Genomic DNA, 24,144 nt, shown 5'->3' with positions numbered 1-24,144 from the left:
CCCGCCCGCCCCCGGCGGGGGGGGGGGGCCCCCCCCCCCCCCCCCGGGGGGGGCGGGGGGGGGCCCGACCGCGCCCCCCCCACCACTGAGGCTCAGAAGTCCGGCTCAGCAGTACCGTTGGCCATCGCCATCGCGGGCTCGACGTTGGACCGCTCAGGGAAGGTGGTCGCCCACGAGTCCTGCATGGGCGCGGGTCCGGGTGCGGGCGTCTGGCCGTTCTTGGTGCGGGTCACTGCGGCGGTGGCGTTGCGCAGTGAGGGGCCGACCTCGATGACCTCCAGTTCGTAGACGGTGCGCTTTTCGCCTTCGGTGGTTTCGTAGGAGCGCATCTTGAGGCGCCCTTCGACGATGACGCGCATCCCGCGCTTGAGGGATTCAGCGACGTTCTCGGCCTGTCCGCGCCAGACGTTGCAGGTCATGAAGAGGCTGTTGCCGTCCTTCCACTCGTTGGTGTGGCGGTCGACGAATCGCGGGGTGGAGGCGACGCGGAAGCGTGCTACGGCGTCTCCGGTGGGGGTGAAGCGCAGTTCGGGGTCCTCGGTGAGGTTGCCGGTGATGGTGATCACGATGTCGTTGGCCATGGTTGCGTCTCCTTGCGGTGGTGAAGCGGGATGGGGGAAGGGCGGGGCCGACGGCCCCGCCCAGGGGGCTAGAAGGGGAGCTCGCGGTCGGCTGCGGCCGCCAGCTGGTAGGCCTCGACGGCCTCCGTCACGCACCCCATGCAGATGCGCCCGCCGCCGTTGACCTTCCAGCTGTGCTGGAGGGTGACCGGATCGGCGCAACGCGAGCAGGCGGTGAGGTCGGTGGGGGAAGGGCGCACGTCGAGGGCGAGGTTCATCGGGGACTCCTTCTGTCCGGCGGGCCGCCGGCGGGGCGGCCGTTCCGTGTTTCGGTGCGGGCGACCACGTAGGCGAAGGGAGGAGTGCAACCAGGTGGCCGCGGACAGCCAAGATGTTTTTCTGCGCGGTTGAGGAAGGCGCCGGCGAAGCCGGTGGTTTCCGCGCAGAAAAAGATCTTGGCTGGGCGGGATCAGCCACCTGGTTGCGGGACGACCGCGCGCCTGCGAGGGTGACTGTGCCGGGACGCGGGGCGGCTGCTCAGCCGGTGGTGTGTCGGACGGGGAGTATCCGATGGGCCTTGCCTGAGACGAGCCCTTCCCCCACCGACCTTTCCGTCTGCGACCCCACCGCTGCGGCGCTGCACAGGCTCCGGGGCGGGTCCCGCGGACTCGGTTTGGGGTGCGTGACGGAGGCCGGCGAGACCGGTACGGCGGTGCTTGGGCTGCGAGAGTGCTCGCCGCTGGGCGGGGCCGACGGCCCCGCCCAGCGGACGCGGTGCCGCGCCATGGGCGACCGGTGAGGCGCTCGCTGGTGACGCGCGCGAACGGGCGGCTGTGCAAGGAGAATGAGGCTGTGATGGCCCTTGCGGGAAGGTGTCTTATGAGCGAGGCGGTGCGAGTTCACCTGGCGCAGCAGGACCGTAGTTATGAGGTGATCGCGCAAGCCGGCGAGGACGGCGTGTTGTCTCTGCAGGTGAGCGGGCACGATGCCGATGGCGTGGAGATCGCGGCGCTAGGCGGGACTCTCCCGGTCGCTGATCTGGCGCTCCTGGGACGGTTGATCAATGCGGCGGTTGCAGTCTCGGATGATGAAGCGCGGCACGGTTCTGGCGTGGATCAGCAGAAAGTCCAGCACTCCAGCGCGTATGTGGGGTGGTCAGAGGAGGATGACCGGCAGTTGCTCCAGCTCGCTGCGGAACCTGGGGCATCGGTGAAAGAGCTTGCTGCTGTCATGCAGCGCAGTCCTGGAGCGATCAGATCCCGGCTCAGGAACAAGCACGGCATTACCAAGGTGCCGCACCCGGCCGTGTAGGGCGCTCCTGGGCGCTCATCCCTGCAGAACGTCCGTGCTGAGCATCACGCGGCTTGTGCCCTTCGGCGTAGCTCAGTCAGAGGGAGCGGTCGTGTGCGGCCGTTTCGTCGTTCTTTGAGGATGGCGACGTCGCCGAGTTGGGCACGGAGCAGGTTCTCGTGTCGCTCGGCGTGGGCGAACCGCTCGGGATGGGTGTGGAGGTGATGGAGCCAGTGCCGTTGGCCGGCGCGAACGCAGCTTCCGCCGCAGTTGTTGTGCCGATAGCCCTGCTGGTACAGGCGGGGAGGCTCGATACCCAGCACGCGAGCTTGATGAAGCATCTCGTCCTTGGTGAGGTACGGGGGTTCGGTCATGGGAAAGCAGGTCTGCCAGGGGGCCCATCCTCGTTGGATGGCGGGGAGGCGGTGCTGTTCGGACCAGTCGATGCCGATGTAGACGATGGTGTCGTGGAGATCGGCGTGGGTCGTCAACCAGTCGCGGCAGGGCTTTTGCTTGAGCCAGTAGGAGCACGGCGCGAGTCGTGAGTTGCCGAGGAAACGGGTGTCGTGGAACACCTCGAACGGTGTGCGGCCATCGCTGACGGTGGTGAGTTCTACGCCGAGTTGGGCACATGCGTCGCGATTGAACCGGTAGAGATCGTCGTCTTCTACCAGGGTGTCGGCGAAGAGCAGCGTGAGGTTGGCGGTTCCATGCTGGTCGACGACGCGTTGAGCGGTGGCCCAGCTGCCGATGCCTCCGGAGAATTGGACGACGTGATGAGTCATGGCTGTTGGCTGTCGTCGGTGGGCGGGGCCTGCGGCGCCGTGTCTGGTTGATCCATCGCTGGCGGCGGGACGGATCTGGTGATGTGACGGATTTCGTCGCCCTGGCCGGGAAGCATGCCGAGGATCGACCCGCAGTCCCAGTGGATGGCGATGCCTCCGCCGGAATCCACGTGAATCACGGTGCCTTGTTGTCCGGGAACGAGTCGGGTGTAGGGGTCGGAGGTGGCGATCAGCTCGACGCGGTCGCCGGGCTGGAACGTGTCGGGCATGGTGGTCTCCTTGGGCGGCTGGGTGTGGGGTATGCGCTCGGCTGGTGTGTGGGCGTCACAGCTCGACCCAGCCGTGTGAGCTGCGTTGGACGTGCCGGATGCCTCGATCGTCGCGGATCTTCAGGAGGGTGCCGTTCTCGCGTACGGCCAGCACCTCCGCTCGACCAAGCTGATCTGAGGCGGTAGCCGTCTCAGAGCTGGCAGCAGGGCTCTGCGGTGGCCCTGAGGCAGGGGTGGAAGCCAGGAGGGAGCGGAATTCTTCCTCGTCGAGCTCCTCACTCAGGAGACGGGCCAGTTCGGCGATGGCGTGCATCACCGTGGGTCGCAGGTCTGCCTCGGAATCGTTGAGTTCGCAGCCGAGGTAGGCGAGTAGGTCGGTCAGGTCGGCGCGTACCGAAGGGGACATCATGAGGTGCTCCTTGGGTGAGGTCGTGATACGGCGGTGGAGGGCTGTGGTGTGAGCGGCTGGTTGCCAGGCAGTCGCCGGTGTCGCGGCGGACGGCTCAGGCGTGCCGGGCGCGCGGATTCGCTGCCGCGTCCGGGGGCATCGACCCCGCCACCGACTTTCCGGTCGGTGGCGGGGTGGACGTCTCAGCTCGGTTAGATGTCGCGGGCGGGCCGGTAGCAGCCGGTCACGCTGGCACCAGCTCGGGGACTCGTTGTAGTCCGAGCCCCATGGCGGCGCCGAGTTGGGGACCGAGATCAAGAGCCGTGTGGACGGCGGGGAGATAGCGGCGCTGCCAGCCGTCCAGAGCGGCGTTGAGGTCAGCGCCGTGGTGGAGGTGCTGGCTGAGTGCGATCGTCAGGCCCTGGGCCTGGTCGATTCCCTGGTTGGCGCCGCGGGCGGTGTGCGGGCGTACCGGGGCCAGAGCGTCTCCCAGGAGGATCGCGTGGCTGTTGCCGACGGAATGGACCATGCGCTGGGGAGCGTCGATATCGAGGACAGGTGCCGCGTTCCACTCGTTCGTGGTGGTCACCATGTCGGCGGCCGTAGATGGCAGGAGGAGTTGAGCCTGGTCGATGACCAGTGCTCTTGCCTCGGCTGTGATCTGGTGGGGCAGGACGTAGGTGCGGTGGGTCGGATCGGCGCCCAGCAACGTGGTGAACTGCTCGGCGGTCATGTTGAGGTAGAAGGTCCAGTCGAACCCGACGGTGCCGTCCTTGCGAATGAGGGGGAAGATGTTGAACTGGGTGCTGTGGGTCTCGTAGCGCGTGAAGTCGTATAGGCCGGGCAAGCTGTGAGGCAGCTGACCGCGCCAAGCGACGTATCCCGCGTAGCGCAGCGGCCGGGACGGTTCCAGCAGGCGGCGACCGATCGAGCGACGTCCGTCCGCGAAGATCACCATGTCGGCGAGGACCGGGGCGGCGTTGGCGAACTCCAGCCGCGCTTTGCCGCCGTTGCCGCCGCTCAGGGAGCGCACCGCCTTACCGGGCTGGAGCCATCCCTCGGGTAGACGGTTCAGCAAGGCACCGTTGAGAAGGTGCCAGCCCGTGTTGCGGCCCGGATACAGCGTCTGGACGCGGCCAGCTTCTACCCTGTCGGCGACATGGACGGCGATGACGCGCTCGCTCGGAAAGGGCACGAACTCGTGCTGGGGGATGCCGAGGGCATCGAGCGTGGCCAGCGAGGTGTGGTCGAGGCCGATCACGCCGCCGGCTTGTGCATAGGGCCGAGGGGACGCTTCCAGGACCGACACCTTGGTGAAGCCGGCTTTCTGGAGCAGCAGGGCCAGGATGGGCCCGGTGATGGATCCGCCGACGATGGCGATGGTGGGTTCACGGTCTGCGTCCGGTTCGGCGTCCGTGCCGGTGCTCAGCGGGCTGGGCAGCTCCTGATGAGGCTGTGCAGGCGTGATCATGGCAGCTCCTAGGGGTGTGGGCTGATGGGCTGCCGGACAAAGAGGGGAGCTTGGGGCCGAGGCGGCGGTCTTCCCCTTCCGGCGGGAGCCGTCAGCGGCACGGGGAGCGGCCCCCGCAACCGTGCGGTTCTGGGCTTTTCAAGATGTTTTGCGACAGCAAAAGATCTTGAAAAGCCCAGAACTCACCTACCGGACGTCGTGGAATACGGCGGGAGCACGGTTGCGGGGGCGGCGACCTGTGACGCAGGCTGCGAAGCCGGAAGGGGAACCCCGCGTTGGCCTGCGGCTTCCGACAGGGGTGCCGGCAATGGCTTCACGCCGTCGGCCACGCCTGGTGCGGCATGCCGCCGATGCCCAGGACTCAGATCCGTTGCTTGCGGCTTTGAGGCTTGAAGCGGGGCAGGGAATCTGCCACACCGCGATGCGGCGGCGAGGACGAGTGGGCCGCCGCAGAGCGACGTGTCCGCATCAGCAAGCCCAGGTCATGGCCTCACTGCGGATCTTGCTGCACGCGCGGTGCACATCTCGGATGGACTGGTCCCAGGTGACCTGATTGCCCTGCCTGACCCAGGCATTCACCGTGCTCGTGATGGCCACGGCGGCGAGGGCTACTTCACGCCGTGAAAGATCCATGTCGTTCCCGCAGTCAGCAAACGCGGCTGCGGTCCCCTTCACGATCGCCACGATGTGTCGTGCGAGAACTGCGGCGTAGGGCAGGGCGGGGCCGTTGTCCAAGAGCTCGATTACTTCGGCCAGCGCGATCACCGCGCCGGCCGCGAGCGTTCGTTGCGTGCGTGAGCGTGGTTTGCGGCGTCGTAGGCTCACCTGTCCTCCTTCCAGGGGCCCAGGACCGCACAGACGCTGACCTGGGCCGGGGCTGGGTTGATGCGGGATAGCTGCTCTGATCCCTGACTCAGGGCATGAAAAAAGGCCCTGGCTTGGGCCGGGCCGGTCGATATCGAGGATGTTCTATGGAGTGCTGTGCGCCGGGAACCGATCGCTCGATCGCGACTGGTGTTCTACGCCGTCGTGCGATGCCGTCAGGTGCGCTCGGGCGGCGGCGATGGCGCCCTGGTTCGTGGTCACCACGAGGTGACGGTGAGGAGGGGAGCCGTCATGGCGGATGAGGCGTCCTGCCGCGGCGGCCGCCGCCAGCCAGGTGGCAGCGGGTACCTCCCATTTCTCCACCGGGCACACCACGCGCCAGCGAGGCGGATCAGGACGCCCGGCGGGATCCGCGCTACACCAACCGCCCGCGCGCAGTTCAATGACCGCTGCGTGCTGCACGAGCGCGGCAGCGTGTTCAGCCGTCGTGCGGGTCTCGTAACGTCGGCCGAGCGGGGTGACCTCCACTCCTTCGCCGTTGTCTCCGTACGGACGGACAAGGGCGACGCGGTATCCAATGATCTTTCGTCGCCGGTTCTTCATGACCTACTCCTTTCGGGCTGATCGTCTGGGGTATCGGCTCTGTCGAGCACTGACCGGCGGATGGCCGGAGAGGCACAGGTTCTTTGTGGCGTTGGCCAGCCGATGCGCAGACTCACCATGGCGGGCAAGGCACCCCCGCTGGCCATGACCTCCGCCAGGTTTCGGCCGGGAGCGGCATGATCGGGTGGAGCTTCATTGCGGCTCCACCGCGAGATAGGCGAGGCGCATGTTCTCTGCCATCAGCTCCTGGATCTCCCGTTCGGCCTCTTGCAGCGCCTCCTGCGCCGCGCGAAGCCGTCCCGGGTAGGCGCCGGCCTCCAGTGCTTGCTTAGCGATGGCTCGCGCTGCTGGCAGGCCACTGGACCAGTCGGCGAGGTCGACGATGTCGTTCAGTGCGTCACCGTAGGCCATGGCCTGAGCACAGGCACGGTCCCGTTCGACACGAAGGAGTCTCGCGGCCTCGCGCGCAGCGTAGATGTGCTTGTCCACGGCGCGAAGAGCGATCCTCCAGGCGATGAAGCAGCCCGCCACCGCAAGCGCTGCCCCCAGCGCGAAGAAGAACGATGCCAGGGTCATCTCCCAGCGGTAGCCGAGGAGGGGGAGGCTGTCTCGCATCAGTCCGCCGCGTCCAGCTCGTCGTCGATGTTCGGCTCTGTCGGGAACTGCGCCAGTTGCTCGGCGGTCACGTAACGCGGGCGAAGGTGTCCCGCGAGGACCAGCGACTCCATGAGGCCCTGGTGGAGCAGTCCTGCCTCTTCGACAGTGAGCAGCTCGCCGGGCAGGCGCACCTGAACGAACGTGCCAGTCCAGACAGCTCCATACCCCTGGAGCCGTACGAAGGACTGCTCGGCCCGCATGCGGACAAGCTCCGTCTCGCTCTGCCGCAGTCTCATCAAGACGGCCGCCATGTGTCGGCCCATGTAGGTGGTGAGGTTGAGGCAGAGCTCGTCCGGCCACGCGGCGTCGTGCTGGAGCTCATGTTCGCGCAGTTTCCGGGCGGCGGCGGTGAGGGCGGCCAGCAGCTCGTCGCTGGCCGGTGACTCGCTCGGGATGTCATCGATGGACATCGCGTTTCCTTTCCGGATCAGTGAAGGGGCTTTGTCGTGCGGGGGAGCGAGGGAGATCAGTGGCGGGTGGCGTTGCGGTCGTCGTCGGTGAACGTCTTGTCGCCGCGCGAGACCATGCGTCCGGCACGGGTCAGGGTTTCGGTGGTGCGGGTGGAGGAGTAGGACAGCGTCGTGTCCGGGCCGATGCCGATGTCGTCCGCCGCGGTGAAGGCGTCCTGGTCAGCGCCGAGGAAGACGAACGTCCAGCCCTTGTCCTGGAGCGTGGCGATGAGGTTGCGGATCTGGCGTCGCGACTGCCACTGCATCGAGGCGTTCTCCAAGCCGTCGGTGAGGATGACCACGGTGACCTCGCTGGGCAGGTCGCTGTCGGGCATGGCATCGAATTGGGCGTCCAGCGTGGTGAGCGTCGTGCCGATCGCGTCGAACAGAGCGGTCATGCCGCGCGGCAGAAGCGTGAATTCGGGGACGTCGGCCAAGGCCAGGAACTCGTAGACGGGCTCGCAGTAATCGTCGAACTGGTAGAGGGATACGAACGTCTCCGCCGTGTTGCTGATCTGCTCGGCGAGGAAGGCCTTGAGGCCCCCTCGGTGTCGGCCTTGACGCGCTGCATGCTGCCCGAGCGGTCGAGGATGACGGCGATGTGACGGCGATGCGGATGAGGCATGAGCGTTCCTTTCGCACATGAAGGGGTGGCTATGGGAGGGACTGGATGACGGCTGCCTTGGCCGCTCCTCGGTCAGGCGACGGCCCGGGGAATCCTCCTGACGGCCGGGCCGGGAGTCGAGGCGGCGTGCTCGGTCACGAGGTCGGACATCCAGGCGAGTTGGGTCCGGTGCTTGGCGAGTTCGCGCTGCTTGTCGGCGATCATCGCCTCGAGTTCGGCGATGCGGTCGCGTTTGTGCTGCAGGCCGATGCGGTGAAGCAGGTGTCGGGCCGCGGCGCGGCGCAGGTGGTCGAGGTCGGGCCGCTGTAGCCAGTAGATCGCCAGCTGGGCCACGATGGCGGCGACGTGGCGTGCGGTCCGGTCGGGTACGGCGGCGCGTCGGTGCCCGCTGCCGGCATCACGTCGCCAGATCCGCATGCCGAGGTCGTTCGGTGTTCGGCCGCCTTCTTGGGCGGTGTGGGCGTCGATGAGGCTGTAGTCGACCAGGTGGACCGTGCGGTTGATCACCGGGCGGTTCGGTCGGTATTGACCCGTGTGGGCACCGGAGGGAAGCTCGTCGCCGTAGTGGACGTACAGGCGGGTGGTGGTCAGGTCGACGTCGTCGGCGTCGAAGGCGGGTTCGAGGGTGAAGACGCCGACGGCCTTGGTGGCTTCGACGCGGCAGCGCAGGACTCCTGTGTCCGGGTTGGGCTTGGCCAGGATGCGTAGCGGTCCGTAGGGGCCGGCGTGCAGCGTGATGGCATGGCTGGCTATGGCCTGGGGCGTGAGCTCGGCCATCGGCAAGAACCTCCTTGAAGGCAGGTGGAAGGAGGGGAGGGGCCGGCGTCTCGGAGAAGGAAGGCACCGACCCTCCCGGTCTGTGGGGGGATGAGTCAGGTGGTGGACTCTGCCGGTGGGAATTGCTGCGCGGCCTCGGCCGGGCTCATCCGGTCTTGCGCCTCGTGGTAGGGCAGCCGGCCGGTGGAGGTGGACGGCTGGCCGAAGCGGTCGACGTTGTCGGCCTGGCGGACCATCTGGCGGCCGGGCTCAAGAGGGCCGGTGGGGACGGTCAGACTCTTGGTGTTGACGCGCAGGACCTCGTACCAGGTGCCGAGGTAGAGGACGAAGTCACCGACGGTGAAGTCATCAGGGCCCCACACCTTGACGCCGTCGGCCTCGGCCTTGGCGATCAGGTCCTTCCAGTAGCCGATCTTCTCCAGGATCAGCGTTTGCTCATGCAGGAGCTGGTCGCGGTAGGAGCCCGTGGCGGGCTGCCATTGCACGAGGGGACGGCCCTGCTCGTTCAGCACGGCCTGGCCGTCACGCTCCACCAGCCGAGGATGGGCTTCGCCGCTGAGCCGGCGCTGCACGCGACGTAGATCCGTCTCCAGCCGCTCGATCCGGCGCATGGTGGCGCGGGGGTTGCGGCGGTGCTGCTGCAGGTGTTCGGCGGCCTTGGCCCGGGTGCGCCAGTACTGGGCCCGGTCGCTCTCGGCGATCGCCTTGCGGGTGTGAGCGTGGTTGCGCTCGATCGCGTTCTCATGGCGGCGCTGTGAGGGGTGGCCGAGCAGGATGGGCTGGCCGGGTGGATAGCCTGCGGTGGCCGCCTGCGCGGCCGCGCGGTGTTCTTCGGCCCGGGCTTGGGCGTTGGCGGCAAAGCCTCGGTAGGCGCCGGCCCGCGTGTCGGCGCGCTCGTACAGGTCTGCCTCGGCGGCGGCGACCGATCTCGTCTGGCCGGTGACGTCGATGGCGACCTGGTGACCGACCGCGCGCAGCGCATCCGCGATCTCGCGGACGCGGGCCTGATGCCGGGAGGGGTGCTGGTCGCGGGAGTGAGGTTCGTACCAGGCTCCGCGTTGGCCGTTGTGGACGATGCGGTCTGACCAGAGCAACCCCAGTCCGCCCTCCTGACGGCCGCCCTCCTGACGGCCCAGCAGGTGACGGAGTTCAGGGGTGGTGCCGGTGACGATAAGGCCCTGGGCGGGCGATACGTGGATAGTGATCATGCTGTCCTCCTTTCAGGGCGCAGACGAAAGCGGCGTTCATCGCGCCGCCGAACGAGGTCGGGGACGCGATGAACGCCGCGTTGGATCGAGGGGGTGCGTCAGGCTTGAGGCCGCGGCCGGGGGCCGAACTCCTCTTCCAGCAGCTTGGCCAGCATGGGCGCTGAGTTGTTCCAGTTGAACAGCTCGTAGACGCTCAACAGCTCGTCGAGCCTGAGCAGGTGAGCGGCCCGGTACTCGACGTGGATCACCTTCTGCTGGCGCACGGTCTCGATGTGGTGCTCGGGATCGCCGTCGACGGCGATCATGTATTCCGTGATACGGCCGTGGAGGAGGTCCTTCTTGTCCTCGGCGGTGACCGGAGTGCCGTGGATCCACAGGTTCTCGTCGGGGTCGATGTCGACGAGCCAGCGGCCGCCGGCGGCCAGCGCGACATGAGTCGCGTAGCAGCCCACGGTGCCGCACTGGCTGGTCGACCGCCACACGGTCTGGTCCCAGGTGGTGCACCCGGCATCGGTGATGAGGTCATAGACGTGCCAGGCGAGGTCCCGTTCGCGCAGGTCGACCGTCTTGATGATCATGAGTAGTGCCTTTCGGTTGTGAGGGGATGGCCGACGCGCTGGTGCATGTCAGCCCGGCGGCAAGGCGGGTGCCTCGTCGTCGAAGGGAAGGTGGTGTCCACCGCCTGGGGAAGAGCTGCACAGCCGCTGGAGCGTTCCTCGCGCGGGCAGGCGATCAGCGAGGCGACGGGGTCCCCACGGAAGCCGATGGCTGTATTACGGCTGGTCGTCGATGAGATCGCCGTTCACGACGTCGGGAGGCATCTCGTCAACGTGGCTCGGGTTGGTGCGTGCCGTCAGGGCGGCGAAAGCGGTCAGCTGAGCGAGGCTTGCCTGCTTGAGAGTGGTGCCGTGCTGGTTGTGAAACTGCTGATGCAGCTCGGTCATGGTTCCGGGCCAAGCGGTGAGGATCCGGCTGCGTAGCCGTTCGGCCTCTTCGGTCTCCGCTGCCACGCTGGCGCGGCCGGCTCGCGTACCGGAGGTGGTGAGTTCGGCCTGGATGTTGTGGCTGCGGGCTTGGCCGAGGGCGTTCAGAACGGTCCTCAGGGTCTCGGTCAGGTGACCGGCATCGCGTGCCCGCTTGTAGATGGCCTTGATCTCTTCGGCGCTGGTCGTGGTGGCTGCCATCGCGATGTAGTCAGGAGCGCCAGGCGCGGTGCCGGTGGTGATGGCCGGGGCGGGAGAATGCGCGCTGAACTGGTAGCGGTTGATCGCCTGCCCGGCCAGTAGCCGGCCGGGGGTGAGCTGGTCGTCGGCGGATTCCACGATCAGCCCGGGGACCACGTAGGAGCGTTGCTGGCCCATGATAGTGCGGTTCATCCGGGTGACGGTGATCACGCCATCGACATAGTCCCCAACACGGGCGAGGAACTCGGCGGCGCCGGGCAGGATCTCGGCCGCGGTGAATCCCTTGGTGTCCAGCCGCCACAGGCCCAGACTGGGGATGTCCCGCAGCAGCACGGACATCCTCGTGGTCGGTTTGCACGTGCGCTGGCGCAGATCCAGGTCGGGCCCGCACAGGCAGCTTCGCTTGGTGAGGAGTTCCTGCTTGCCGGTGCAGCGCCGTGCGCAGTTGGGGCCATCCCACAGCTCCATGAACTGGGTGATCGGGAACGGGGGCAGGATGACCGGCAGCTGGTTGGCCTTGGTGATGACTTCGTGCTGGGGACCGTCGGCCCACTGCCATGGATTGACCGTTCCGCCGTAGCGCTCAGCGATCGCGGTGATGAATCGGAGTGAGGCGCTGGTGAAGCGGAACGTGCTCAAGCTGAGCGGCTGCTTGTTGCCGTCGGGCGTGGGTTTGCTGGTGCCGATGCGGATGCGGCCGTCTTGCCAGTGACGACGCTGAAGCAGCGAGGGCTCGATGGGCATCAGGCGCTCTCCTTCCTGGACCGGTTCTTGGTCCGTGCGGGCTTGGCAGGCGGGGCGTTCGGAGGCCGGATGGGCTTGCGGCCGCGCAGGTCCTGGCCGTGGAAGTAGCGGGCGACCGGCACCAGATGGCAGAAGGCGTCGAACTCGGCCGCCGAGGCCTCCAGCGGAATGAAGCCGTAGGTGTCACGGCGCAAGTTGAGAATGGCTGTGCCGACGAACTGCGGCACTTCGAACTCGTGGGCGCTTCCATGACCCTCGGCGGCTCCGTAGCGACACTCGGGCGGGCAGATCAACGCGACCTCGGCATTCCTGAGCGCGGCCAGCTGCAGCGGGTACTCACTCCACACGGTGGAGGCGGGGTGTTTGGTGGAGGTCTTGATGTCCACCAGCCACAGCCCGGACGGGGTGGGCAGCGGATCGGCCGGCACCGCGCGAGGCCGGTAGCGGCCGATCAGCGGGGAGCTTTCGGTCGGGAAACGCAGCCGTACCCACAGGTCGCTGGTACCGCCATAGCCGAGCCCACGGTGCAGCACGGTGCATTCGGCCGCGGAGATGTCGCGCCCGATGCTGACACCGAAGTCCTCCAGCCACGCCAGGTAGGAGGTGATGAAGGGTTCGGCATCCGCGTCGGGGGCGATGGGAGCGTCCAGGTTGATGGCTTCGGCTTGACGGTGCACGCGAATGCCGAGCTGCGCTCGCCGTTCCCAGTCCTGCTGGTAGACGCTGGCGGCCTGGGTGCGGAAGGCGGCCAGTTCCTCGGGGTCGACCGCCGCCCGCAGTGCCTGGGGCAGGTGGTCGGCGAACCACGTCGCGGTCTGCGACGCCGCCGCGGGGGCGAGCCCGCGCTTGGAGTGCTGATCGAGGACGTTGGTGACCGACACGAGCAGATTCCCGTTGGCCGGATCGCTGTAGTAGCGGCCGTTCGAGGTGGCGACCGCGTGCGGCGGGTCATGGCCGGCCTGCCGGGGATCGTCTGCTGTCGACGGCAGCGCGGTCGACGTCGTCATGCGGCGCCGCCTTCACCGTCGGGTGGAGCGTTGCCGACGCCCAACCCGTCATCAGCGGACTGGGCGCCGCTATGCTCGCGGATCCACTGCTCGGCGGTGGCCAAGGTGGCGAAGTACACCAGTGGGCCCTGCCGGCGGCAGCAGCCGAGCGGGTTAAGCCGCTTATGCGTGGCGTCGGTGTAATCGGGGAGGTCGCGGTAGGCGACTCTGCCGTGCAGGAGATCGTAGACCACGTAGTGCAGGCCCGGCGTGACGCCAGGGGCGTCCAGCACCGTGAATCGAGGGTAAGGCTGGAGGTCGTGCGAGGTCATCGGCGCTACGGGATGGCCATCGCCGGGGGCGCAGGCAGAGGCGGGCGACGGATCCTGGTCGAGCAACATGCGAGATCTCCTTTCGTCGGAAGAGGAGCGCGTCCCTCTCACGGCGCGAGAAGGAGGCAAGGGCTCACGGGGTGCCGGGTCCCGGCTCACGCGGTCGTGGCCAGTTGCATGGCCTCGATGCCGCGGCTTTCCATATCGAACGCCTTGTCCGGATCGTCAAGGAGCTGGGCAGCGCTGGTGACGGCGTGCATGACGCCGCCAGCGGTGAGCTGGCCGCCCTTGATGAAGTGCTCCAGGATGAGCTGCTGCTGCTCGGGGCTGAAGGACAGCTGCTTACTGACCAGCTCGATCACCGCTGCCGGATCGTGAATCTCGCGGCTGGCCTGGCGCGCCAGCTCGGTGGTCTTGGCACGGACGTAGTCGGCGTCGAGGAAGGTGCGGACGGCGTCGCGGGCCTTGGCGGTGATCAGAGCGATGTTCTTGGTGCGGGTGTCATCGCTCCAGCGCACGACCCCGTCATCCATCCGGCCGCCCAGGTGGACCTCACGCATCGCGTCGCGGGTGATGGTCATGCCGTTGCGGCACACCTGCACGGTCAGCCGCGGGGTGATGGTGAAGGCGCCATCCCCGGTCTCGCTGTTGGTGAGCATGAATCCGGCGAACACGATCGGGGTCTCGTCGGCGAGCCGGCCGGTGATGGGGTCGCGGTAGCCCTTGAGCAGCTCGGGGGCGTACGCGCGGATCTGTTCGCATGCCACGCGCAAGTACATGCGTCGTTCGCTGAGGTCGGCGCCGTCGATCTGGACCGGGACGCCGGTCGCTCTGATGCCGTCGAGAGCGGCCAGCAGCACGTCGAGGTTATCCACGATCTTGTAGCTGTTGGACAGCAGCGCCCGTCCGACTCCTACGCCGTTGTCCCCGGCCAGTCCCCGAAACAGGAAGCGTCGTGTGGGGTCGGCCTGAAGCCATCCGTTGACGTTGGCGTCGTAGAGGCTGGGGAGCGAGTCCCGCATGCGGCGCAGGTACTGCACGGGTATGCCGAGCTTGGCGGCCACGCCCTGGTCGCAGATGTCGGTGGGCCGGTAGCGGCCAGCGGTGGCGGTGACGCCGTCAGGCGTCACCAACGGTTCGGTGCCGACGAGCTCGAGGTGGGTGCTGGTGGCGCTCAGCCGCGCGGCGGGCACGATGACGTCGACCTTGCGCGCGTGCTGGGCGCGCAGCACTTCGACAAGATCGCCGAGAGTGGCGTTGCGCCGGGTCAGGGGCGGTATCTGGGAGGCAATGCTCATGAGGATTCCTTCCGCGGTGAAGAGCAGCGTCTGCTGGGCGAGACGGGGCCTGCCGCAAGGCGCGGCGGGCCCGCGTGTGATGGTGATGACGCTGGTCAGGCTGCGTGGAGAAGGGGAGCGCTGGAGCGCCCGGCATCGGCCGGAACGCCGCGGCGGGACGTGCCCGCGTCGTGGTCGCCGGGCGAGGGAATGGCGTGGACGGGCAGCAGGAAGCGGCGCGAGGTCGAAGTAGCCGCCTCGGTGGCCGTCTCAGCGGCTGTCGGTGTGGTGGGCAGGTCGATGATGGCCACGGTGAGGTTGTCCAAGGCGCCGGCCTGGTTGGCCGCGGCCACCAGCTGCGCGCACAGGGCTGGAGCGGAAGCCTCCCGGCTGAAGATGCGGGTGATCTCGCCGACGCGCAGGGGCAGGGCCAGACCGTCGGAGCACAGCAGAAGTCTGCGAACGTCCAGGACTTCGGCGGCGTCACCGGGCGGGCCGGAGTGCTCGCGCCACACCTGGCGGTGCTGGACGGGCTGGAGTGCCCAGGTGGCCGGGTTCGGCCGCACGAGCGCGTGTACGGCGTTGTCGCTGGTCAAGGCGAAAGCCAGCGCGTTACCCGTCCAGCTCAGGTCGATCAACCAGTCGGTGACCACGGCGGTCATGAGCCCGGCCACGATGGCGCCGCTCTCGGTAGAGGACCGGTCAGCCTCTTCGGCGAAGCTGATGGCCAGCGCCTGGCGGGCAGCGTGGACGCCGGCTGCGGCGTTCGCGCTGTGCGCGGCCGCCGCGGCGCTGGTCTCCGCCGCGATGCGGGCGTAGAAGGAGGCGTGGTCGTGGTCGTTGAGGCTGTCGCCGTCGCCGATCGCCACCGCGGTGCTGCGCCGGTAGGCGTTGATGGTGACGTGATGGGCGTTCCACGGGCGTGGCCCGGGGTCGGACTGCACGGCGAGATCGCCTCCGATGGGAAGCGGCCGGTGGTAGGCGTAGCTGATGGACATCCGATCCTCCATGCGGGCATGTCGAAGCGCCCCCGGCGTGACCACCGGGGGCGGAGAGTGAAAAGGACGCGTGGCCTGGGTTAAATGCGGCTCGGAACCGATGACGGCGGCGGACACGGCGTCAGCTATGAATGGTTCTTTCGGCCGACAAGACGGGGAAGCCCCTGGGCGCCGCAGCACCGCCCAGGGGCCGGTTCGTGGGAGGCAGCGACTCAGGCTGCTTCGGGGTAGCTCAAACCGTCCTCATCGCTATCGGTGCCGGTGAACTCGGCGATGAGCCGGTTGATGGCGTCGCTGGAGTAGGGGCCCACCTCCAGCAACGCACCGGGGGCAGCAGCGGCGTCCGTGTCGCCAGCGAGAGCCGGCTGAGCGACCGTGTCGGGGCTCGTGCCAACGTCGGGGTCGGCATCGTCTTCTGTCGCCGGTTCGTTGTCAGCGTCGTCATCGACGGCAGCCTGAGGGATGTCACCGGCATAGAGCTTGCCCTCGATGAGGGTTCGTTCGATGGGCGCCGGCTGGTGAGCGCGCGCCCCGAGCTCGGCGCCGAGGGTGGTGACCAGAAAGCGCAGCCACAGGGCCGCGTCCTCGGTGCTGCATGGGCTGTACTTGTCGGATCGCCAGGTGTTCTTGGCCTCCTCGCCATACGTCATCTGATGCTCGAAGGCGACCGCGATGACGCGCAGCAACAGCATGGCCAGCCTGCCCGGCGTGGCACCCTCCAGCGCCTTGACGGGGTCGGTGGGACCACCGAACTTCGCATACAGCGAGCTGTGGTGGGCCTCCGTCAAGAAGGCTCGCACCGGGCCGGGCATGGTCAGCAGCACCTTGGTGACGAAGGGCAGCACCGCCTTGGGCGCCGTCTTACGCTGGAAGAACTCGGCCAGCCAAGCCTGTCTCACTGTGCCGGCGCGCGGCCACGCCTTTCGGCCCTCGACCACGAGCTTTCGCGGAAGAAGGTCGGTCTCCGAACGCTGCCTTGAGGCTCCCGAAGTGGAGCCTGCGCTTGCGGGCATGACCGCTGGGTGCTCGGGGGGACGGTAGCCATGCGAGGTCGGAGCGGAGCAGAAGTAGACGGGCTGCAGCGGGTCGTATCTCCTGAAGTAAGCGCCGTGCCCTGGGCAGTCAGCATGGCCATCCGGGTCGAAGTCGTCGAGCAGGCGGCTCAAACTCGGGAGCAGAAGAGCACCATCAGGGAACTCTGGGGCAACCCGCACACCAGAGGCCTGAAGCTCGGCCACGATTTTCTCGTGGGCGGCCTCCTCGGCGAGCTGGTCGCGGACTGACTCAACGGCGTAGGCCACCGGGTGACCTCTGTCGACCGCTCTCTCGATCATGGCCAGGGCCTTGGCGTTCCCGTCGAACTCGGCCAGCAAGACCAGATCGGGCACCGTCCAGGCGTAGTCCATGTCCTGGGCTGCTCGCGTGGTCTGCTCGCTCAGCCGGCCCGCCCGAATGCCGTCAGCGATCTGCTGCCGGCTTCGTCCGGTGCGCTGGCGCATCTCGGCGCGGTTGGCTCCCGCCTGATGGGCTTGAAACAGCGCTTTGGCTTCCTCGAAGGGCGTCAGTGGGCGGCGGAGCTGTTCGTCGTTCTCGACGACCTGGTCGAGGAACCGCTTGGCGCGGTCACCGGCCTTGTTGAGGTCGACGAGGCACAGCATGTCCTTCAGTTTCACCTTGCGACCGCCGGCCAGGCGGCGGTTGCCCTTGACCACCCAGAACAGGAACTCTTCCTCGCCCTCCTGCCGTACGTGGTGGTCAGGGATGGGGATCACCGTGAGCACTACCTGGAGCTCGGTGACCATCGATTTGCAGAAGGCGGGGGTGAGCTGGAAGTCTTCGCGGACGTTGTCGGGATAGTGATCCAGGTACTTGATGGGGATGCGCAGCAGGCGCATGTCCTCTGGCTCGATGAGGTCTGGTCGGTCCAACGGTGCGACAGACATGAACGAGCCCTCCCTTCCTCGAGTGAGCAGTAGCGGACGGCTGAAGAGCCGTAACGAATGACGGCGGCTCCGCAACGGGCCGCGTAGGCGGGGATGTGCTGGTGGTGATGGGTGCTGACGGCGGCGCGCCAGCACCAGGTCAGATGCCGGTCGGCTAGTCGCTCTCGCACCCCAGCGCCCGGGCCAGGTCCGCGAACGCAGCGGCCTCCTGCGGGTCGGACGCCTTGATGGTGAGCTTGTCGGGCCCGCCGCAACGGGCACGTCCACGGTGGCCGTCCACGAGGTTCGCCCGCTGATGGTGAGCCGCCACACGCCGCTGGTCGGCTCGTCCGGGACGTCGACGCTGTAGCCGACCTCGCGGATCTGGGCGGCGAGGGCCTCGGCGATGGCGCGGTCCTTCATCAATCCTCCAAGGTGAAGGCGGGGTCTCAGGTGTGCGGACCCTGGCTTGCGCGCCGTAAGACGGTCAGCCCCCGGGGGCGGCCTCCTGTGTGGAGACCGCCCCTGGTGTGGTGATCAGCCGCTGGTGACGGCCTCTTCCTCCCTGACGGGGGTGGCCGCGCCCTGAGCCAGCCTCGGTGACGCCGGCGGCCACTCGCCCGGCTCCTGACGTACCGGGTCGTACCGGGAAGACATCGCCAGTGCCTTGGCGACCACTCGGGGAACACCCCGCACGATCCGGTTGCCCTGACGATCCTTCGACTCAAAGGCACGGGCCGTTAAGTCCCGCGCCTGGACCGTGATCACGTGGCCGACGTGATAGGACTCCGCTGCCCGGATCGCGTCCAGCCCGTAGGCCACGACCTCGATCAAGCGGGTCGGAACGTAGGTTCCGCTCCGGCCCGTGGTCGGGGGCCCGGAGGTCTCCACGGTGGCCGACCACATGGGCGGCATGTCGCCGTTGGCGCTCCAGAACTTCGGGTCGTAGGCGATGCGTCCGGTGACGCTGATCTGAATGTCGTCCATGTGGCTCCTTCTCCGCAGCCTGACCTGCACGGTGTGCATGTCTCCTGGGCGGGGGCTCTCGGTGGTGGCCGCCCGTTCCCGGCGAGAAGCCGATGGGGCGACGACGAGACCGGCCCCGGCAAGCCGGGTGGTGCGGGCATTTCAAGATGTTTTGCGCAGCAAAAGATCTTGAAATGCCCGCACTTGCCGCCCAAGACGACAAAGCGGGCGAGAACCCGGCTTGCCGGGGCCGGGAACGGCGGCGCACAGTCGGCCGCCGGGAACGGGTGGACACCATGAGGACCACTGGGCAGGACAGCGAGGCGCGTAGGCATCGGAGCATGCCTGGAAGGAGGACCGGACCGGTCTTGGGCGGGAGCGGGGTGGACTTGACGACGGCGACGGGGCTCTCGTAACTCGCTGGCCGCTTCTGGACCCGCGCTGCATCCACCCGAGCGTCAGTGACATCGGCGCGATCAGGGGTCCGATGGCGCCGTGGTCAGCCGTGGCGCCGTGCCTCGTGCACGTGGTGTCGGTGGCGGAGAGAACGCCGTCGACCAGGTAGCTGGTGACGGCGGTGTCGACACAGGTGGGCACCGTCGGCGAGGAGGACGCCGTGTCGGTAGGAGTCTCGTGGGGTGATCATGCGAGCCGTCAAGGTTGGTCACATGACGTGCGCTGGCCAGCATGGGGAGCCCAGACCAAGGGCCGCCGGCGGCTCCCACAATCAGGACGGCGACGTCTGTGCGGATATTTGTGGGAGACTCGGCGGGCCCCGTGGGCCGGAACGCACATCGCGTGACGTTGCGGGTCATCAGGCCGAACTGCGGTTCGTGGCCTCAGAAGGAGTTCGGCCGTTGCTCGCCAAACGCGGCGGCGAGATGTCGCTGCACTGGCTAGTAGAAGAGCCCTTGCCACCACAAGGGCGGCAGGCGCGACCGAACCGCGGTTTCGCTCCAAGAGCACGGCCAACAAGATCCAGACGGGTCGGCGAGTTTCTCTGCTTTGGTGTCCCGCACGGCTGGGTGGCATCGGAGACGGTCGCGATGCTGTCGGAGCAGAAGTACTTGGCCTTCCGGCAACCTGGCTACAGAGCTGGAGAAGACGGCCAGCACCGCCGCGTCAACGCCAAGACCATGCGCAGGCGACTGTCAGTGCCGTATGGCACGCTTCCGCCGTGAAGCGTCTCCCCACCGATCACGCTGCCGTTGTCTTGGAGCTTCGTGCGTCCGGGGCCGAACCTGTTGACCCATACCCGGGCAGAACTTCTATCCCGTTTCGAATCCGATGCCTGAACCCGACGTGCGAAGGGCACTCTGACCCCTTTCCGGCCTACCTAAGTGCCGTCCGCGCCCTAGCCAAGAAAGGCGACGTGGCCTGCATCCACTGTCGAAAGAGAGATCGAGCCCACAAACGCCGGACAGAGATGATCAGATTAGGGCGGGTGTTGCCCATGGTGGAAGTCGTCGACGTGAAAACGCCAACGCGATCATGGTGTCTACGCTGCTGGCAGGTCTGCGATCCAGGCCCGCGCCTGGACAACATCAGAAATGGCGGGCAAGGCGGTTGCGAGGCCTGCGGCGGAAAGAAGCGATTCGCCGATGAGGTGGCTCGCCAGCTCGCCAAGGACTGGGGCTACAACCCAGACCCGGACATTCCCTACCAGAATGACGCGACCAAGTGGCCTGGTCGCTGCATCGCAAAAGGCCACCCATGCGCGCCTGTCCTCAACAGCCGCTTCAACAGCGGACCGTGTGAGATCTGCCCCGATCACGGGTTCAAGCCCGACCGACCAGCTCTTCTCTATCTCGTGACTCGGCTCGACCTTGCCGCCGCCAAGATCGGCATATGCGAGGACAGCCCGAAGAACTCTCGACTCTACGAACTCAGCCGTAATGGTTGGACGAAGATCGAAATCATGCGCTTCGGGCTCGGGGCTCAAGCTCGGACGGTCGAAGATGCCGTCATCCGGTCCTGGCGCGCCAACGCGCTTCCCCCCGTGCTCGACAACGGGCTTGCCTACAACGGATATACCGAAACCGTCTCGCTTAACTTACTTTCTGTCACAGAGATCTGGTCGCAAGTCCAGAAAGTCGCTGATCAGGTACTATCGGGAGCGCCCTGATCAAGGGACGTGCCTTACGTGCCAGACGCGGCCTGGTTCAGCCTGTGGAGGTGCCAGATATCAAAACTTGGAGGCCATCCCACAGTCCATACTTTTAGAAATCCTGACCATTATTCAAGTTTTGGCTGGATCGCCTTTACTTTCGCCGCATGATGCAGAATCACAGGACGACGAGCCAGGAAAAGACTTATACAAATTGTTTGACTCATGTTTGTCGATATTTCCATCGAGGACCTCTATAGTATCGAGAAAAGGTTGGACCTATTTTCCAGACTTACCTTCTAATACGAGCTCACGCAGTCGACAATAAAGGCAAAGACGCTATGGCAAACCACAAAGAGAGCGCACAACTAAAGGCGATAATTGTATCTCTCATCTTTACGCTTCTTGGTGTCGCCTTTCTAGCAATCAGTTTTCCCTTTTGGCCTGAATGGCCGGGGCAATTCGCGAGAGCACTGGCCATTGCATTGCTTACTTCTGGACTGATAGGATGGGCGAGCCATTTTACACTTAGAAGAAGTTTCCAACATCAACTGCATCAAATCGTGTCAGATGCATTGAGTGAACAGCTAGCCGGGCTTTCGCAGCTCAAGGGCATGGGTATCACGGAAGTGTTCCCAGCCCTTCCCCCTGATCGTGTTGCAAACGAACTGAAGATTTCAAAGAAGACCGTAAGAGTGCTCGATACATTTATCAGTGATCCGAATTTCCTATTGGAATCCATAGAAGAAGCAGCCGCGCATGGCGCTAAAGTACAGGTACTAATTCTGCATCGTGAGTCCCATTCAGCCAAAACGCGCTCCAGAGACCTGGGCTACAAAGAAGCTTTCGTTCCCACATATCTTGATACAAATAGGGCTCTCCTGTTGGACCTTGTCGACAGATATCCCAATGCCATAGAAGCAAAAACCTACGACGCACTTCCCTCGACTGCACATATTTGCCGGGGATGATGCAGCATTCATCGGATTCTTCTGGCACAAAAAACCCTCTCCGAGCAGCACAAACCTTCGAATACAACTGGATTCGAAGTTCGGCAAAGAATTGCTTAAAGAGTTTGAGGTCTTGTGGGAAAGCGGGACTGCACTTGACTCACGAGACGAGCATGGCGTGAGTGCGGGCCTGCATCCACAGGATGCGGATCCCGAGCGGCCCCCACGGTGACCTGCCGAGAATCGCCAAGGTGGGCGGGGGCTCGTGGGTGTTCGAGGGGGATTCCACCACGGTGGCGAGCGTGAGACTCGTCCATCAGTTCGAGCCCGAAATGCGTGACATTTGACGGACATCGAGTGGTGTCCGGTTCGCGTTTCGCGATCTTCGCTAAACGATCTCTCTGTAGCGCACGCTGACTGGCGAACTTGGGTCGCCGAATGGTAGGAGATCCACGAGTAGCACGGCCGCTCCTGGACGCTCTCAGCGTTTTATAGCCGCTCGGGGGCCGCCCTGCGCTTGATCGCCTCCGCTGTTTGGTCGCCGAGTGCGCGGCGCACTTCCTCGGGCACATGGCCGGGGGAGACCTGCACCACCACCTCGTCAGGACGCACGGCGCGGCGCGGCATCGCGCCGCCCCCAGTGGGTGAGCCGACGTGCCAGGCGCTCAATCGCTCGCTTCACGGTCACCCCGCCGTACCGAAAATGGTCGCGATCATGCCGCGTACGGCGGCGAGCTGCTCGTCGGGCAGGTCGCCAACCTTGCTCTTGAGCCGGACGGCCGCCACCGTGCTGATCCGGTCGATCATGGCGGCGCGACCCTCGCCGACGTCGACTGCGAACGCGGTCAGCGCGCGGGCCATGTCGGCTGCCTCGACGTGCGCGGTGAGCACGTTGTCGCCGTACAGGGTGTGGTAGAAGTCGCCGGAGACGACAAGGCGGACCTCGTCGCGGTCGCCGAGTTGAACAGTCCACAGCTCGCCGAATCGGTGGCTCACGCGGCCTCGCCGTGGCGCTCATCAGCGGCCCGGGTGAGGTCCTCGGCGACGATCCGCTCGTCGGCCTCCTGAGCGGCGACCGCGCCGGCGCCGTACACCGTGGCGCGGGCAGCCGGGTTGTGATTGGCGGCGATCTCGCGCAGTGCGCCGCGCGCTAGGACGGCCGAGACGCTGAGTCCGTTCTCCTCGGCGTGCTTGCGCACCGCGTTCAAGATCCACGCTTCCATGCTGACGGAAGTCTTCTCCATAGCCATACCCCCACTGTACTCGCCCGGTATTACCCCGGGTAGGAGCACGGCGGCATCCGATACTTATTTTTTATTACCGGGAATGTCGATTCCCACCGATAAAATCGCTATGATCATCGTCCTGACGCGCTCGGGACTGTGACCCCGAGCGCGTCAGGACGTAAGCCCCAAGACGTAGAAAAGGACTCACTCATGCAACTACGGGACATTCGGCACGCAGGTCCGGTACTGGACCGGCGCCCGCCAGCATGACGGCGAGCCCGGCCAACCCGCAGTGGCACGGGCGGCGAGACCGCTACCTCCTGCGCGTGACGTTCCCGCTGAGGCCACAGTGAGCGACAACCTGCTCGTGCTCGCCACGGCGGACGGGGCCGAGGGGCTGCCCGCCGTGGTGGCGGCGGTCGATCGGGGCAAGAACCCGTACTGGGCCTACCTCGACAGCCTCGACAGTGCCGAATCCCGCCGCACCATGAAGGGCTGCCTTGACCGGATCGCCCGCCTCATGGCCGGCAAGGGCCCCGCCGGGCGCGACCCCAAGGGAAAACCGGACCCTGCCGTGCTCGCCATCACCGGGGAGACGGTCCACTGGCACCTGCTGCGGGCCGAGCACACCCAGCACATCCGCGCCCTGATCGCCGCGGCGACCACCCGCAAGAAGAACGCCGACCCCGAGCCGTGGTCGACCGCGTACCGGAACAAGCACGTCGTCGCCCTGCGCCAGGTCCTCGACCGGGCGTGGCTGCTGGGCCTGATGACCGCTGACGAGCGCGACCGCGCCCAGCGCGTCGGCCAGTTCGCGGGGACGCGTCTCCCCGCCGGGAAGCACCTGCCCGTCGAGCGGGTGGGGGCGCTGTTCGCCGCCTGCGACGCCGACCTCAACCCCGACCCCGACGACGTCGACGACGAGGCGCACCGTGAGCGGCTGCGCCGCACGGCGTTGCGGGATGCGGCCCTGCTGGCGGCCCTGTACTCGACCGGCGCCCGCCGGTCCGAGCTGGCCGGGGTGGCGCTGGCCGATTACGACCCGGCCGACCGGTCCCTGCGCATCCGCCACGGCAAACGGAACAAGCAGCGGTACGTCTACCTCACCTCCAGCGCAATCGCCCGGCTCGAGGCGTGGCTGACCGTCCGCGGCCCCGACCCGGGCGGGCTGTTCGCGCCCTTCACCCCGCGCGGCGGCCACGTGCGCCGCACCCGGACGGGCACCGTGGCGCACATGAGCGGCCAGACGGTCGGGGACGTGATCGCCAACCGCGCCGAACAGGCCGGGCTCGCCGAGGCCCCGGACGCGCACGACTTCCGCCGCACCTTCACCGGCGAACTCCTCGACGCCGGCGTGGACCTGGCCACCGCGCAAGCCCTGCTCGGCCACGCTTCCCCCGCCACCACGGCGCGGTACGACCGGCGGCCGGAGCGGGCCCGCCGCGCGGCCGTGGACAAGCTGCGCACGCCGGAGGCGACCCCGTTGCCCGGAGTCGGGAGAAGAAGGGGAAACGCTACGTAAGGGCACTCCAATCGGGTCCACCG

The 24,144-nt window shown here is 66.9% G+C and carries 29 protein-coding genes; 4 read left to right on the top strand and 25 right to left on the bottom strand.

Translation table 11 applies throughout. From position 1 onward, the window contains the following. Positions 1–92 precede the first annotated feature (92 nt). On the bottom strand, positions 93–581 hold the full coding sequence (locus AB0H64_RS34280) for a single-stranded DNA-binding protein (RefSeq protein WP_357632904.1): 489 nt from the start codon (positions 579–581) through the stop codon (positions 93–95). A gap of 68 nt (positions 582–649) precedes the next feature. Beyond that, a complete protein-coding gene (locus tag AB0H64_RS34275; protein WP_357632903.1) occupies positions 650–838 on the bottom strand; it encodes a hypothetical protein in 189 nt (62 codons plus the stop codon). Between the two features lie 601 nt (positions 839–1,439). Here AB0H64_RS34275 and AB0H64_RS34270 point away from each other — a divergent pair. Further along, positions 1,440–1,871: an SANT/Myb-like DNA-binding domain-containing protein gene (locus tag AB0H64_RS34270; protein WP_357632902.1), complete on the top strand. Its 432-nt coding sequence runs from the start codon at positions 1,440–1,442 to the stop codon at positions 1,869–1,871. Positions 1,872–1,915: 44 nt separating this feature from the next. On the opposite strand, the gene AB0H64_RS34265 is transcribed toward AB0H64_RS34270, so the two are convergent. The 20 genes from AB0H64_RS34265 to AB0H64_RS34170 all read right to left on the bottom strand — a co-directional run bounded on the left by AB0H64_RS34265 (position 1,916) and on the right by AB0H64_RS34170 (position 18,337). Continuing rightward, positions 1,916–2,635: a hypothetical protein gene (locus AB0H64_RS34265; protein ID WP_357632901.1), complete on the bottom strand. Its 720-nt coding sequence runs from the start codon at positions 2,633–2,635 to the stop codon at positions 1,916–1,918. Further along, positions 2,632–2,904 (bottom strand): DUF4314 domain-containing protein, encoded by a 273-nt coding sequence (locus AB0H64_RS34260; RefSeq protein ID WP_357632899.1) that lies wholly within the window; start codon positions 2,902–2,904, stop codon positions 2,632–2,634. The genes AB0H64_RS34265 and AB0H64_RS34260 overlap by 4 nt, the downstream gene beginning before the upstream one ends. Positions 2,905–2,959: 55 nt before the next feature. Further along, entirely contained in the window at positions 2,960–3,313 is a 354-nt protein-coding gene (locus AB0H64_RS34255; protein WP_357632897.1) for a hypothetical protein, read from the bottom strand. Positions 3,314–3,536: 223 nt separating this feature from the next. Beyond that, complete coding sequence (locus AB0H64_RS34250) at positions 3,537–4,763, bottom strand: hypothetical protein (protein WP_357632895.1); 1,227 nt, start codon at positions 4,761–4,763, stop codon at positions 3,537–3,539. Between the two features lie 468 nt (positions 4,764–5,231). Beyond that, positions 5,232–5,588 (bottom strand): hypothetical protein, encoded by a 357-nt coding sequence (locus AB0H64_RS34245; RefSeq protein ID WP_357632893.1) that lies wholly within the window; start codon positions 5,586–5,588, stop codon positions 5,232–5,234. Between the two features lie 144 nt (positions 5,589–5,732). Then, entirely contained in the window at positions 5,733–6,191 is a 459-nt protein-coding gene (locus AB0H64_RS34240) for a hypothetical protein (RefSeq protein WP_357632891.1), read from the bottom strand. Positions 6,192–6,383: 192 nt separating this feature from the next. Further along, positions 6,384–6,767: a hypothetical protein gene (locus AB0H64_RS34235; RefSeq protein WP_357632889.1), complete on the bottom strand. Its 384-nt coding sequence runs from the start codon at positions 6,765–6,767 to the stop codon at positions 6,384–6,386. Positions 6,768–6,805: 38 nt separating this feature from the next. Continuing rightward, complete coding sequence (locus AB0H64_RS34230) at positions 6,806–7,258, bottom strand: hypothetical protein (RefSeq protein ID WP_357632887.1); 453 nt, start codon at positions 7,256–7,258, stop codon at positions 6,806–6,808. A 56-nt stretch (positions 7,259–7,314) separates the two neighbouring features. Beyond that, positions 7,315–7,695: a hypothetical protein gene (locus AB0H64_RS34225; RefSeq protein WP_357632885.1), complete on the bottom strand. Its 381-nt coding sequence runs from the start codon at positions 7,693–7,695 to the stop codon at positions 7,315–7,317. Between the two features lie 299 nt (positions 7,696–7,994). Continuing rightward, positions 7,995–8,699, bottom strand: coding sequence for a hypothetical protein (locus AB0H64_RS34220; protein ID WP_357632884.1), 705 nt, complete (start codon positions 8,697–8,699; stop codon positions 7,995–7,997). Positions 8,700–8,794: 95 nt separating this feature from the next. After that, complete coding sequence (locus AB0H64_RS34215) at positions 8,795–9,907, bottom strand: DUF3560 domain-containing protein (protein WP_357632882.1); 1,113 nt, start codon at positions 9,905–9,907, stop codon at positions 8,795–8,797. Positions 9,908–10,005: 98 nt separating this feature from the next. Beyond that, positions 10,006–10,485: a hypothetical protein gene (locus AB0H64_RS34210; RefSeq protein WP_357632880.1), complete on the bottom strand. Its 480-nt coding sequence runs from the start codon at positions 10,483–10,485 to the stop codon at positions 10,006–10,008. Between the two features lie 195 nt (positions 10,486–10,680). Beyond that, positions 10,681–11,835, bottom strand: coding sequence for a hypothetical protein (locus AB0H64_RS34205; RefSeq protein ID WP_357632878.1), 1,155 nt, complete (start codon positions 11,833–11,835; stop codon positions 10,681–10,683). Next, entirely contained in the window at positions 11,835–12,842 is a 1,008-nt protein-coding gene (locus tag AB0H64_RS34200; protein ID WP_357632876.1) for a hypothetical protein, read from the bottom strand. The genes AB0H64_RS34205 and AB0H64_RS34200 overlap by 1 nt, the downstream gene beginning before the upstream one ends. Next, positions 12,839–13,222, bottom strand: coding sequence for a hypothetical protein (locus AB0H64_RS34195; protein ID WP_357632874.1), 384 nt, complete (start codon positions 13,220–13,222; stop codon positions 12,839–12,841). Before AB0H64_RS34195 ends, AB0H64_RS34200 begins: the two co-directional genes overlap by 4 nt. A gap of 86 nt (positions 13,223–13,308) precedes the next feature. Further along, the gene (locus AB0H64_RS34190; protein ID WP_357632872.1) at positions 13,309–14,451 is read right to left on the bottom strand and encodes a DUF932 domain-containing protein; all 1,143 of its coding nucleotides are present in this window, start codon (positions 14,449–14,451) and stop codon (positions 13,309–13,311) included. A gap of 95 nt (positions 14,452–14,546) precedes the next feature. Beyond that, complete coding sequence (locus AB0H64_RS34185; protein ID WP_357632870.1) at positions 14,547–15,428, bottom strand: hypothetical protein; 882 nt, start codon at positions 15,426–15,428, stop codon at positions 14,547–14,549. 212 nt (positions 15,429–15,640) lie between these two features. After that, positions 15,641–17,371: a hypothetical protein gene (locus AB0H64_RS34180; protein ID WP_357632868.1), complete on the bottom strand. Its 1,731-nt coding sequence runs from the start codon at positions 17,369–17,371 to the stop codon at positions 15,641–15,643. Between the two features lie 154 nt (positions 17,372–17,525). Further along, on the bottom strand, positions 17,526–17,681 hold the full coding sequence (locus tag AB0H64_RS34175; RefSeq protein ID WP_357632866.1) for a hypothetical protein: 156 nt from the start codon (positions 17,679–17,681) through the stop codon (positions 17,526–17,528). A 206-nt stretch (positions 17,682–17,887) separates the two neighbouring features. Further along, positions 17,888–18,337, bottom strand: coding sequence for a hypothetical protein (locus AB0H64_RS34170; protein ID WP_357632865.1), 450 nt, complete (start codon positions 18,335–18,337; stop codon positions 17,888–17,890). A 1,432-nt stretch (positions 18,338–19,769) separates the two neighbouring features. Here AB0H64_RS34170 and AB0H64_RS34165 point away from each other — a divergent pair. Both AB0H64_RS34165 and AB0H64_RS34160 read left to right on the top strand, forming a co-directional pair. Next, positions 19,770–20,441, top strand: a complete 672-nt coding sequence (locus tag AB0H64_RS34165) for a hypothetical protein (protein WP_357632863.1) — start codon at positions 19,770–19,772, stop codon at positions 20,439–20,441. A 323-nt stretch (positions 20,442–20,764) separates the two neighbouring features. Continuing rightward, positions 20,765–21,394 (top strand): hypothetical protein, encoded by a 630-nt coding sequence (locus tag AB0H64_RS34160; RefSeq protein WP_357632861.1) that lies wholly within the window; start codon positions 20,765–20,767, stop codon positions 21,392–21,394. A 139-nt stretch (positions 21,395–21,533) separates the two neighbouring features. Here the strand turns inward: AB0H64_RS34160 and AB0H64_RS34155 are convergent, their stop codons facing one another. The 3 genes from AB0H64_RS34155 to AB0H64_RS34145 all read right to left on the bottom strand — a co-directional run bounded on the left by AB0H64_RS34155 (position 21,534) and on the right by AB0H64_RS34145 (position 22,617). Next, positions 21,534–21,665, bottom strand: a complete 132-nt coding sequence (locus AB0H64_RS34155; protein WP_357632859.1) for a hypothetical protein — start codon at positions 21,663–21,665, stop codon at positions 21,534–21,536. Between the two features lie 392 nt (positions 21,666–22,057). Further along, a complete protein-coding gene (locus tag AB0H64_RS34150; RefSeq protein WP_357632857.1) occupies positions 22,058–22,369 on the bottom strand; it encodes a type II toxin-antitoxin system PemK/MazF family toxin in 312 nt (103 codons plus the stop codon). Continuing rightward, positions 22,366–22,617, bottom strand: a complete 252-nt coding sequence (locus AB0H64_RS34145) for a hypothetical protein (protein ID WP_357632855.1) — start codon at positions 22,615–22,617, stop codon at positions 22,366–22,368. The genes AB0H64_RS34150 and AB0H64_RS34145 overlap by 4 nt, the downstream gene beginning before the upstream one ends. Before the next feature lie 331 nt (positions 22,618–22,948). On the opposite strand from AB0H64_RS34145, the gene AB0H64_RS34140 reads away from it, so the two are divergent. Then, positions 22,949–24,121, top strand: coding sequence for a tyrosine-type recombinase/integrase (locus tag AB0H64_RS34140; protein WP_357632854.1), 1,173 nt, complete (start codon positions 22,949–22,951; stop codon positions 24,119–24,121). Positions 24,122–24,144: the final 23 nt, after the last annotated feature.

This window comes from Nonomuraea sp. NPDC050733 (genome assembly GCF_040654215.1).
GTDB lineage: Bacteria > Actinomycetota > Actinomycetes > Streptosporangiales > Streptosporangiaceae > Nonomuraea.
This window is presented reverse-complemented; position numbering and strand designations above follow the sequence as displayed.

Bases quoted from the DNA above. Each gene is read 5' to 3' on its own strand.
- AB0H64_RS34280 (WP_357632904.1), bottom strand. From the start codon at position 581: ATGGCCAACGACATCGTGATCACCATCACCGGCAACCTCACCGAGGAC.
- AB0H64_RS34275 (WP_357632903.1), bottom strand. From the start codon at position 838: ATGAACCTCGCCCTCGACGTGCGCCCTTCCCCCACCGACCTCACCGCC.
- AB0H64_RS34270 (WP_357632902.1), top strand. From the start codon at position 1,440: ATGAGCGAGGCGGTGCGAGTTCACCTGGCGCAGCAGGACCGTAGTTAT.
- AB0H64_RS34265 (WP_357632901.1), bottom strand. From the start codon at position 2,635: ATGACTCATCACGTCGTCCAATTCTCCGGAGGCATCGGCAGCTGGGCC.
- AB0H64_RS34260 (WP_357632899.1), bottom strand. From the start codon at position 2,904: ATGCCCGACACGTTCCAGCCCGGCGACCGCGTCGAGCTGATCGCCACC.
- AB0H64_RS34255 (WP_357632897.1), bottom strand. From the start codon at position 3,313: ATGATGTCCCCTTCGGTACGCGCCGACCTGACCGACCTACTCGCCTAC.
- AB0H64_RS34250 (WP_357632895.1), bottom strand. From the start codon at position 4,763: ATGATCACGCCTGCACAGCCTCATCAGGAGCTGCCCAGCCCGCTGAGC.
- AB0H64_RS34240 (WP_357632891.1), bottom strand. From the start codon at position 6,191: ATGAAGAACCGGCGACGAAAGATCATTGGATACCGCGTCGCCCTTGTC.
- AB0H64_RS34235 (WP_357632889.1), bottom strand. From the start codon at position 6,767: ATGACCCTGGCATCGTTCTTCTTCGCGCTGGGGGCAGCGCTTGCGGTG.
- AB0H64_RS34230 (WP_357632887.1), bottom strand. From the start codon at position 7,258: ATGTCCATCGATGACATCCCGAGCGAGTCACCGGCCAGCGACGAGCTG.
- AB0H64_RS34225 (WP_357632885.1), bottom strand. From the start codon at position 7,695: ATGACCGCTCTGTTCGACGCGATCGGCACGACGCTCACCACGCTGGAC.
- AB0H64_RS34220 (WP_357632884.1), bottom strand. From the start codon at position 8,699: ATGGCCGAGCTCACGCCCCAGGCCATAGCCAGCCATGCCATCACGCTG.
- AB0H64_RS34215 (WP_357632882.1), bottom strand. From the start codon at position 9,907: ATGATCACTATCCACGTATCGCCCGCCCAGGGCCTTATCGTCACCGGC.
- AB0H64_RS34210 (WP_357632880.1), bottom strand. From the start codon at position 10,485: ATGATCATCAAGACGGTCGACCTGCGCGAACGGGACCTCGCCTGGCAC.
- AB0H64_RS34205 (WP_357632878.1), bottom strand. From the start codon at position 11,835: ATGCCCATCGAGCCCTCGCTGCTTCAGCGTCGTCACTGGCAAGACGGC.
- AB0H64_RS34200 (WP_357632876.1), bottom strand. From the start codon at position 12,842: ATGACGACGTCGACCGCGCTGCCGTCGACAGCAGACGATCCCCGGCAG.
- AB0H64_RS34195 (WP_357632874.1), bottom strand. From the start codon at position 13,222: ATGTTGCTCGACCAGGATCCGTCGCCCGCCTCTGCCTGCGCCCCCGGC.
- AB0H64_RS34190 (WP_357632872.1), bottom strand. From the start codon at position 14,451: ATGAGCATTGCCTCCCAGATACCGCCCCTGACCCGGCGCAACGCCACT.
- AB0H64_RS34185 (WP_357632870.1), bottom strand. From the start codon at position 15,428: ATGTCCATCAGCTACGCCTACCACCGGCCGCTTCCCATCGGAGGCGAT.
- AB0H64_RS34180 (WP_357632868.1), bottom strand. From the start codon at position 17,371: ATGTCTGTCGCACCGTTGGACCGACCAGACCTCATCGAGCCAGAGGAC.
- AB0H64_RS34170 (WP_357632865.1), bottom strand. From the start codon at position 18,337: ATGGACGACATTCAGATCAGCGTCACCGGACGCATCGCCTACGACCCG.
- AB0H64_RS34165 (WP_357632863.1), top strand. From the start codon at position 19,770: ATGGTGGAAGTCGTCGACGTGAAAACGCCAACGCGATCATGGTGTCTA.
- AB0H64_RS34160 (WP_357632861.1), top strand. From the start codon at position 20,765: ATGGCAAACCACAAAGAGAGCGCACAACTAAAGGCGATAATTGTATCT.
- AB0H64_RS34145 (WP_357632855.1), bottom strand. From the start codon at position 22,617: ATGGAGAAGACTTCCGTCAGCATGGAAGCGTGGATCTTGAACGCGGTG.